Raw genomic sequence first — 8,525 nt, 5'->3', positions numbered from 1 at the left:
AGGACGATGCGATCCGCCTGACCCCGCCGAAGAAGATGACGCTGGAACAGGCGATCGCCTATATCGACGACGACGAGATGGTCGAAGTCACGCCCAAGTCGATCCGGCTGCGCAAGCGCCATCTCGACCCGCACGAGCGCAAGCGCGCCAGCCGCGCGAAGGAAGCGGCATAAGCCCATCCGACGGCCGTCCCGAAAGGGGCGGCCGTTTCGCTATCGGGCGGCCATCGTGACGATCAGCCCGCCGCCTCCGCACCGCGTCGGCCCGGCGCGTGACCGGGCGCGCGCCAGGCCAGCGGCAACCACCGCTCGATCCACCACGCCAGCAGGACGAGCAACGCCAGCGAGACGGTGAATCCCAGCGGTGTGCGCGCCAGCGGCGATTGCACCAGCAATGGATAGTGGAGCACATACAGCCCGTAGGAGATCGCCGCCACGCCGGTCAGCCTGATCCCCCCACGCTGGAGCAGCGTCACTAGGGCACGCCCCATCGGACCGAAACCGATCACCACGATCGCAAGGGCGAACAGGAAGTGCCGCGCCATCAACGCGGGATAGTCGAATCGGCCGGTGAATCCGCTGCGCCACGTGACGATGATCGCGATCGTGCCCAGCAGCGCCAGAAAACCGATCGTCACCGGCATCGCGCGAATGGAGCGCGCACCGCGCTGATATGCCGCCGCGACCATCGCGCCGCTCCACCAGATCAGGAAATAGGCGCCAACCAGCAGGAAGTGGTTCGGCTGCATGACGTACAGTGCATAGGCCGCACAACTGGATGCCCCGACCGCCACGTTCGTCATCAACGGCCATCGCCGCCACGCGATCATCACCAGCGGGAAGGCGGCATAGAAAGCCAGTTCGTAGGATAGCGACCAGAGCGGATAGTTGAGCAGATACGGATCGGTGATGACCCCCGGCTTCAGCTTGGCGACATCCTGCAGCGCGAGCAGCGTCCCGAACAGGCCGCGCCAGCTGAACAGCGCCGCCCATTGCCCGGACGCGGCGATCACGCAACTGGAGACCAGCATCGCGAACAGCAGCGGCGGATAGATCCGGCGGATACGCCGCCACGCATAGGCGCGCCAGTCACCTGCCCGGTCGCGCTCGTTGGCGAAGATGACGAAACCGCTGAGCAGGAAGAAGACGAGCACCGCCTCCTGTCCGAACTTGAATGCCAGCGCCAGCCGGCCGGGCAACGTATGCGCCTCCGCGACGTGATGTGCGACGACGTAGCAGGCGGCCAGCGCCCGCACGACGTCAAGCGCATCGCGGACGCGCGGGCTGACGCGCGTGCCGGGTGGAGCGGGGGCGGCGGGCGAGGCGAACACCCGTGCACCATAGCGGGAAGAGATTAAGGAACGCTGCCCCGGCCCTGACATGATGATCGGCGCCGTCCGATATGCCACGGGGTTCCGGCTCCCGCCGGAACAGGTTAGGTGCCGAAGCCTCCGTCAGGGACTCTCTTTGCCGCAGGAAGCGCACCGGACCTCGCCATGCCGATCGATCTCATCTGCCTCGATGCCGACGATACCTTGTGGCACAATATGCGCTTCTTCGCCGCCGCGGAGCAGGCGTTCGCGGATGTCGTCGCGCCCTATGCCGACCGCCCCGATGCGCTGGCGCGGATGCAGGCGGTCGAGATCCGCAACCTGAAACGCTATGGCTATGGTGCGAAGAGCTTCACGCTGTCGATGATCGAGACGGCGCTGGAACTGTCACGCGATGATCTGCCCGCCGCCAGTGTGCGCGATCTGTTGCGGATCGGGCGCGAGTTGCTCGATCACCCGGTCGAGTTGCTCGACGGCATCGGCGACACGCTGGATCGGCTGGCGGGGCAGGGCAAGCTGGTGTTGGTGACCAAGGGGGACCTGTTGCATCAGGAGGTGAAGCTCGCGGCCTCGGGGCTGGGTGGGCTGTTCACCGGGGTGGAGATCGTCAGCGACAAACGTGCCGATACGTTCGTGCGGGTGTTTCACCGCTACGGCTGTGCACCGGCGGCGGCGGTGATGGCGGGCGATTCGATGCGTTCCGACGTGCTGCCAGCGCTGGAGGCGGGGGCGTGGGGCGCGTTCATCCCGCAGCCGCTCGCCTGGGCGCATGAAGCGGCGGCGGCGCCGACGGCGCATCCGCGCTTTCGCCGGCTGGAGCGGCTGGCGGACCTGCCGGACTGGATCGCCGAGATCGGATAGCCCGGGGACAGGCCGCGCGCGGCCGGGAAGGTGCCGATCACACCTCCCGGAAACTGTCCACGTCGCGCGCCGGGCCATCGCCCGAGGGAGCGGCGGGGGTTGCGACCGCGACCGCCTCGGGCGGGTCGAACCCGCCTTCCCATTTTGCGATCACCGCGCTCGCCACGGCATTGCCGATCACGTTGGTGGCGGTGCGCCCCATGTCGAGGAAATGGTCGATCGCGAGCACCAGCAGCAGCCCCGCCTCGGGAAGATTGAACATCGGCAGCGTCGCCGCGATCACCACCAGGCTGGCGCGCGGCACACCCGCGATGCCCTTCGACGTGACCATCAGCACCAGCAGCATCGTGATCATCTGGCCCAACGACATGTCGATGCCATAGGCCTGGGCGATGAAGATCGACGCGAACGTCATATAGATCATCGAGCCGTCGAGGTTGAACGAATAGCCGAGCGGCAGCACGAAACTGGCGATGCGCGGCGGCACGCCGAACCGGTCGAGCGCCTCCAGCATGCGTGGATAGGCGGCCTCCGATGAGGCGGTGGAGAAAGCGACCAGCAGCGGCTCGCGCACATAACGGATCAAGTCGCGGATACGCGGGCCGATGAACAGGAAACCGATCGACAGCAGGATCACCCACAGGATCAGCAGCGTCAGGTAAAAGCTGCCCATGAAATAGGCGAGTTGTCCGATCACCGCCGGGCCGCGCTCGGTCAGCGTGCCCGCCACCGCCGCGAACACTGCAAGCGGCGCAACCCGCATGACATAATCGGTCACCTGCAGCATCACATGCACCAGCGCGTCGATGCCCTTGACCAGCGGCGCGGCCTTTTCGCCGACCGCCGTGATCGCGACACCGACGAACACCGACAGGACCACGATTTGCAGGATCTCGTTCTTCGCCATCGCGTCCACCATCGAGGCGGGGACGATATGGGTGACGAAGTCCTTGAGATTGAACGCGGCGGTTTCCAGTCCGCTCGATCCCGTCGCTGGCGGCAGCGTCAGGCCGATCCCGATGCCGGGCTGGAACAGATTGACGAGCAACAGCCCCAGCGACAGCGACAGCAGGCTGGCGGAGATGAACCACGCCAGGCTGCGCGCGCCGATCCGGCCCAATGCGGCGGTATCGCCCATCTGCGCGATCCCCGACACCAGCGTGGCGAAGACCAGTGGCGCGATGATCATCTTGATCAGGCGCAGGAACAACGTCGTGACGATCGAGAAATAGCCAGCGATCCGCTCGACCAGCGCCTGCGCCGCAGGCGTGCCGTCATCGAGCCAGCCGTTGAGCACCAGCCCGGTGACGAGCCCGAGCCCCAGCCCGATGAGGATATAGAAGGTCAGCCGCTTGGCCATCGATTGCTCCCGCTAGACAGCAGTGAGGGAAAGGAGATTGCGGCGTTGCGGTCAAGCGCCCTATCGCTGTCGGGGGTGAAGACGCACGTTATGCCGCCTTCCTCATCTCCCCGATGGGGCGAGGATCGCTATCATCGTCGCCGCGATACCCGCTTTCAGGCGCCCCGGCAGGCTGTTCGGAAAAAAGCGGCTGGCGAAACGTGCCTGCCCGCCGGCAGCGCGCCGCGGCGACGGTTCGTCGTCGTCACGCCGTCACCCGAGCGCGCGACGTGGCCGCGCGCTTTTCGCCGCGGGCGATTTCCTTATGCAGATCCGCGACATAGCGCGCGAAGTCGACCTGAATGGTGTGGCGAGCGGAGCGATAATAATCGCCCAGTTCCACCTCCTCGTCATGCGCGGTGATCCGGCGCATTTCCTCGTCGGGCGGCGGCGCATAACGCCCCGTCAGATAGCGTGCTGCCAGCTTCGCTTGCTGCTCGGCGAAATTGACGAGCGTCGGTAGCGGCTGTGCCAGTCCCATGAAGAACAAGTCGGGGATGCCGGGGATCATCATCCGCTTGAACAAGGGGAAACGATTGTCGCGATCGGGCAGCAGCGCAGGATCGTCGAAGAAGGGGAAGCTGATCCGATAGCCAGTGGCGTAGATGATCGCGTCGACCGGCTCGACGCTGTCGTCCCCGAACCGGACATAGCTGCCCTCGAGCGCCTTGATGTTGGGCTTGAACGCGATGTCGCCGCAGCTCGCGCGGGTCAGGAATTCGCCCGACACGGACGGGTGGGCGTCGAGTGGTTCGTGGTCCGGGGTCGGCAGACCGTAATCCTCCATCCGCCCCACCAGTTGCTTGATCCTTCGCCGTGCCAGCGCCTTGCCCACTTTGCGCGGGATCCAGGTAGGGATCGCGGATTTGTCGATCGGTTTGCCGCCGGCCATCTTGGGCAGCACCCAGACGCCGCGCCGCGCCGCGACCCACAGCTTCCTGGCTAGATGCCGCTGTGACAGTTCGCTGGCGATATCCATCGCCGAATTGCCCATGCCGACGACGACGACGTTCCGGCCGCGCAGGTCGATGGGATCATAAGGCGTGCGGTAATCGTGCGCGTGGAAATGCGCGCCGTCGAAGCGGCCGGGATAGTGTGGAATGCGCGGATCCCAGTGATGGCCATTGCACACGAACAAGATGTCGTAATCGTGCGTCTCGCCGTCGCCGAGGGTGACGCGCCAGCCGCCGCCCGCCCGGCGGATCGCCCGCGTCACTTCCGTATCGAAGCGGATATGTCGCCGCAGATCGAAATGGTCGACGTAATCCTTGAAATATTGCCATAATTGCGCGTGGCTGGGGAAGTCCGGCCAGTCGGCGGGAACGGGATAATCCTCAAATGCCAGCCGCCATTTCGACGTGTCGATATGCAGGCTCTGATAACAGGCGGAGCGGCGGTTGGGATTGCGATAATACCAATTGCCGCCGATCTCATCCGACATCTCGAAGCAGTCGAAGGCGATCCCTTCGTCCTTCAGCCGCTTCGCGGTCGTAAAACCGGAGCATCCCGCCCCGATGATGCAGGCGCGCGGCGCCCCGATTTCCGCTGTGGCCATCGACCCGCTCCTCTCCCGCCCGGTCCACTTGTGGTTGTCCCGTAACGAAAGTTATGATGACGCGGGACGCGACGCGAATCAACCGTGCGCTCGATGGCTGGCGAGGGCGGCCACAGCGCCCGGACCGGGCAGCCGAACGTGACCCGCTTTCTGCCGACCGACGCCCGAAAAGGACATATCATGGTCACGCTCACCGTCATTTACCCCTATGATGCCGACAAGCCGTTCGACGAAGCCTATTACAGCGCCACCCACGTGCCGCTGTGCCGCGAGGTGTGGGGTGATGCGGTCACCGGGGTGACGGTGCATCACGCGCTCGCCGGGCTGGCGGGCGATCCGCCGTTCGCCACGATCGCGCAGATCGAGTTCGCCTCGATGGAGGCCTTTCAGCAGGCGATGGCGCATCCACGCAGCGCCGAGGTACAGGCCGATGTACCGCGCTTTTCGGGGGTGACGCCGATGATGCAACTGAGCCGCGTCGCGGGCTGAGCGATGATCGATGCCGCCGGCGGCTGGCGCCCCGATCCCGGCAGCGGCATCACGATCCGTGAGGTCGCCGCCAACGGACTGACCTTCGAGGTGGCGGAGGCGGGGCAGGGCGATCACCTCGCCTTGTGCCTGCACGGCTTCCCCGAGCTGAATTTCGCCTGGCGCTATCAGATGCCGTTGCTGGCGGCGAAAGGCTATCGCGTCTGGGCGCCGAACCAGCGCGGCTATGGGGCGACGTCACGCCCGGCGCGCGTGTCGGATTACAGCGCGGATCGCATCGTCGCGGATGCCGCCGCCCTGTTCGACGCCAGCGGCGCGCGCACGCTGACGCTGATCGCGCATGATTGGGGCGGGGCGATCGCCTGGATGTTCGCGATCAATCGCGTCCGGCCGATCGAGCGGCTGGTGGTGATGAACCTGCCGCATCCGATGTGCTTCGCGGCCGCGCTGCGGCATTGGCCGCAACGGCGGCGAAGCTGGTATATCGCCTTCTTCCAGCTGCCGTGGTTGCCGGAACGGATGATGCTGGCGCGGGATGCGGCGGCGATCCGGCGCGCCTTCCATGCGATGGCGGTCGAAAAGCGGCGCTTTCCCGCCGATGTGCTCGACGTCTATGCGCGCAACGCCCAGCGTCCGGGCGCGATGACCGCGATGATCAACTGGTATCGCGCGGCGGCGCGGCATCGCGATCGTCTGACGCTGTCGCACGGCGGGCGTGTCGCGGTGCCGGTGCTGATCATCTGGGGCGAACAAGATAAGGCGCTGGGACTGGAAACGCTGGACGGCACCGAATTGTATGTGCCCGACCTGACCGTCAGGCGATTGCCCGGGGTGTCGCACTGGGTACAGCAGGAGGCGCCCGAGGCGGTCAACACGATCCTGGCCGAGTGGCTGCCGGACGCATGAGCGGGCCCGCACGAGCGGGAACGAGCGCGATCCACTGACAGGCATGTGTCACGAAAAGAGGCGGCGCCGGCCGGCACCGCCTCTTCCTCCCCGCACGAAACGCTACTGGTGCGGATCGGGTCGTCCGTGGCTCCCTTGACGACCCTAAAGCCTTGCCCGAAGGTCGGGCGGCGTCAGAAGTGGGCGATCACACCCAGCGTCGGACGGAAGCTGTTGGTCCAGCCGAAGGTCGAGACTTCGCCGCGCAGCCGGATACCCGAATTGCCGGTGATGCCGCCCAGGCCGATCTCCTTCGGGCCGACTTCGAAGCCGATGCCATAGGTGACGTCGTCGAAATCACGGTTGGTGTCGACGCGCTTGTCGAAATTCACCCACTGATAGCCGACCTTGCCATAGATCATGCCGCTTTCGCCGGCGCGCAGGCCGAACCGGCCAGCGGCGCCATATTGCCAGTCGATGTCACCCGACACGCCCTTGGCAACGTTGCCTTCCGCGCCGACGAAGAACGGCCCGAGCGGCACGTTCACGCCGACGAGGCCTTCGAGCAGCGAGCCGTTCAGCTTGTCGCCGACCGGAGCGCCCGGCACGCTGTCCTTGGAGAATTCCTCCCAGCCGCCACGGACGCCGACATATGGCTCGATGCCGAAGGCCTTGGTGCCGTCCGGTGCTGCCGCGGCGGTACCGTTGTCGGCCATCGTGTCCTGCGCCATCGACGGGGTCGCCACGAACGCGGCAGAAGCGGCAACGGCCGCCAGAACGAGCTTACGCATACGATTCCTCAGTCTTGTTTCGCTGCCCTACGTCACCACGCGGTGTCCGTTGGGCTTGGGACTGGCTGAACCGCACGGCGGCGGGTTGGTTGCTCGCAATTGCACAACGAACGGTACGAAGTCGGTTACTGTTGCCGAACCGACACGCTTTCTTTCCAACGGATTAACGGCATTCGTCCATTATGGCGGGGATGTGGCGATCATGCCGCAATTGCAACACAGGCGTGATCGATCCGCCCGCTTGGCGCGGCGGCGCGGATGTGCATAACCATTGTTATGCCGGCGTTGCCGACGGCTGGCCAAAAGGAGGAGAGGGTGACGCATCCGATGTTCGACCTGTCGGGGCGGCGCGCGCTGATCACCGGGGGATCGCGCGGGCTGGGGCGGGAGATGGCGTTGGCGTTCGCCGATGCGGGGGCCGATGTGATCGTGTCGAGCCGCAAGGCCGAGGCGTGCGACGCGGTCGTCGCCGAGATCCGTGCGCGCGGCCGCCGGGCGGAGGCGATGCCGGCTCATGCCGGTCGCTGGGACGAGATGGATGCACTGGCCGATCGCGCCTGGGCCGCGTTCGGCGGGATCGACCTGCTGGTCGCGAATGCCGGCATGGGCCCGATGATGCCCAGCCATGAGGTGAGCGAAAGCCTGTTCGACAGCGTCGTCTCGCTGAACTTCAAGGGACCGTTCCGGCTGATCGCGAATATCGCGCAGCGGATGGTGGCGGGGGAGGGCGGCGTCGTGATCGCGACTTCTTCGATCGCGGCGATGGAGCCGATGCCGGCGGTGGTGCCCTATGCCGGCGCCAAGGCGGCGCTCAACGCGATAGTGGCCGGCATGGCGGTGGAATATGCGCCGCGCGTGCGGATCAACGCGATCGCCGCCGGCCCCTTCCTGACCGATATCGCCAAGGCCTGGAGCGAGGAGATGCGCGAGCGCGCCGACAATGCGCTGGGCCGCCCCGGACGGCCCGAGGAGATCGTCGGCACCGCGCTGTGGCTCGCCTCGCCCGCTTCGTCGTTCGTCACCGGTGCGGTGATCCGTTGCGATGGCGGCCGGCGGTGAACATCGCGCTGGCGGCGGCGGTGCGCGCCTGGTGCGTCAGGCGCCTGCCGCCCGGATAAAAAACGAGCCGGATATGAAAAGAGGTTGCCGAATGCCGCCATAGCGACACCCGACAACCCCTAAACATGGTCAGCGGCCGGAGAGCTCCAGCCCGGG

9 protein-coding genes are annotated in these 8,525 nt (G+C 66.2%); 5 read left to right on the top strand and 4 right to left on the bottom strand.

The window, feature by feature from the left end; translation table 11 throughout:
• Window positions 1–173: hypothetical protein (locus tag ACFDSW_RS13175; protein ID WP_375250742.1), on the top strand; the 173-nt coding region annotated here is incomplete at its 5' end.
• 62 nt (window positions 174–235) lie between these two features.
• Here ACFDSW_RS13175 and ACFDSW_RS13170 read toward each other — a convergent pair.
• Window positions 236–1,330 (bottom strand): acyltransferase family protein, encoded by a 1,095-nt coding sequence (locus tag ACFDSW_RS13170; RefSeq protein WP_375250741.1) that lies wholly within the window; start codon window positions 1,328–1,330, stop codon window positions 236–238.
• Between the two features lie 165 nt (window positions 1,331–1,495).
• Between ACFDSW_RS13170 and ACFDSW_RS13165 the strand changes: the two genes are divergently transcribed.
• Window positions 1,496–2,191: an HAD family hydrolase gene (locus ACFDSW_RS13165; protein WP_375250740.1), complete on the top strand. Its 696-nt coding sequence runs from the start codon at window positions 1,496–1,498 to the stop codon at window positions 2,189–2,191.
• 37 nt (window positions 2,192–2,228) lie between these two features.
• On the opposite strand, the gene ACFDSW_RS13160 is transcribed toward ACFDSW_RS13165, so the two are convergent.
• Window positions 2,229–3,551 (bottom strand): dicarboxylate/amino acid:cation symporter, encoded by a 1,323-nt coding sequence (locus ACFDSW_RS13160; RefSeq protein WP_375250739.1) that lies wholly within the window; start codon window positions 3,549–3,551, stop codon window positions 2,229–2,231.
• 244 nt (window positions 3,552–3,795) lie between these two features.
• Window positions 3,796–5,145 carry a flavin-containing monooxygenase gene (locus ACFDSW_RS13155; RefSeq protein ID WP_375250738.1) on the bottom strand — a complete coding sequence of 450 codons (1,350 nt, stop codon included), beginning with the start codon at window positions 5,143–5,145 and terminating at the stop codon, window positions 3,796–3,798.
• Between the two features lie 180 nt (window positions 5,146–5,325).
• Between ACFDSW_RS13155 and ACFDSW_RS13150 the strand changes: the two genes are divergently transcribed.
• Window positions 5,326–5,634 carry an EthD family reductase gene (locus ACFDSW_RS13150; protein ID WP_375250737.1) on the top strand — a complete coding sequence of 103 codons (309 nt, stop codon included), beginning with the start codon at window positions 5,326–5,328 and terminating at the stop codon, window positions 5,632–5,634.
• Between the two features lie 3 nt (window positions 5,635–5,637).
• Window positions 5,638–6,540: an alpha/beta fold hydrolase gene (locus ACFDSW_RS13145; RefSeq protein WP_375250736.1), complete on the top strand. Its 903-nt coding sequence runs from the start codon at window positions 5,638–5,640 to the stop codon at window positions 6,538–6,540.
• Window positions 6,541–6,713: 173 nt separating this feature from the next.
• Here ACFDSW_RS13145 and ACFDSW_RS13140 read toward each other — a convergent pair whose 3' ends face one another.
• Window positions 6,714–7,310 carry an opacity protein gene (locus tag ACFDSW_RS13140; protein WP_375250735.1) on the bottom strand — a complete coding sequence of 199 codons (597 nt, stop codon included), beginning with the start codon at window positions 7,308–7,310 and terminating at the stop codon, window positions 6,714–6,716.
• A gap of 315 nt (window positions 7,311–7,625) precedes the next feature.
• Here ACFDSW_RS13140 and ACFDSW_RS13135 point away from each other — a divergent pair, with 315 nt between their 5' ends.
• Window positions 7,626–8,369 (top strand): SDR family NAD(P)-dependent oxidoreductase, encoded by a 744-nt coding sequence (locus tag ACFDSW_RS13135; protein ID WP_375250734.1) that lies wholly within the window; start codon window positions 7,626–7,628, stop codon window positions 8,367–8,369.
• Window positions 8,370–8,525: the final 156 nt, after the last annotated feature.

Origin of the sequence: Sphingomonas sp. (assembly GCF_042091075.1) — a bacterium.
Taxonomy (GTDB): Bacteria; Pseudomonadota; Alphaproteobacteria; order Sphingomonadales; family Sphingomonadaceae; genus Sphingomonas.
The sequence above is the reverse complement of the archived record's forward strand: the minus strand, read 5'-3'. Positions and strand labels throughout refer to the sequence as shown.

Coding starts and splice junctions, on each gene's coding strand:
- ACFDSW_RS13155 (WP_375250738.1), bottom strand. CDS start 5,145: ATGGCCACAGCGGAAATCGGGGCGCCGCGCGCCTGCATCATCGGGGCG.
- ACFDSW_RS13145 (WP_375250736.1), top strand. CDS start 5,638: ATGATCGATGCCGCCGGCGGCTGGCGCCCCGATCCCGGCAGCGGCATC.
- ACFDSW_RS13160 (WP_375250739.1), bottom strand. CDS start 3,551: ATGGCCAAGCGGCTGACCTTCTATATCCTCATCGGGCTGGGGCTCGGG.
- ACFDSW_RS13165 (WP_375250740.1), top strand. CDS start 1,496: ATGCCGATCGATCTCATCTGCCTCGATGCCGACGATACCTTGTGGCAC.
- ACFDSW_RS13150 (WP_375250737.1), top strand. CDS start 5,326: ATGGTCACGCTCACCGTCATTTACCCCTATGATGCCGACAAGCCGTTC.
- ACFDSW_RS13140 (WP_375250735.1), bottom strand. CDS start 7,310: ATGCGTAAGCTCGTTCTGGCGGCCGTTGCCGCTTCTGCCGCGTTCGTG.